1 pseudogene is annotated in these 306 nt (G+C 43.8%); it reads left to right on the plus strand.

Annotated features, from left to right (window positions below):
* Nucleotides 1-47: 47 nt before the first annotated feature.
* Nucleotides 48-306 (plus strand): annotated as a pseudogene (locus AB4486_RS28220) (diguanylate cyclase); the annotation flags it as partial.

The raw sequence follows: 306 nt of genomic DNA on the forward strand, positions 1-306 counted from the left end.
GCATAAGAACAAGCTGTACCCGATTACACAATTGAAAGCCTTAGTGAATGGAACAACAATTTTTATTAGAAGGTCATCGAGCCATCAATAGTTTGCTGCGGAAGCTTGCGCTTGGGATGGATCGCAAAGATTTAAATCACAAGATTATTCAGCTTACCGAGCAGCGCATGGCTTCAATTTTACTGCTCAACTCAGAGTCTAAAACGTTACACCTTGAGTATGCCCCAAACCTGCCTGATTTTTACAATCAACAGATTGAAGGGATAGGAATTGGTGCGGGGATAGGCTCTTGTGGCGAGGCAGCTG

This window comes from Vibrio sp. 10N.222.55.C6 (genome assembly GCF_041473395.1).
Taxonomy (GTDB): Bacteria; Pseudomonadota; Gammaproteobacteria; order Enterobacterales; family Vibrionaceae; genus Vibrio; species Vibrio crassostreae_C.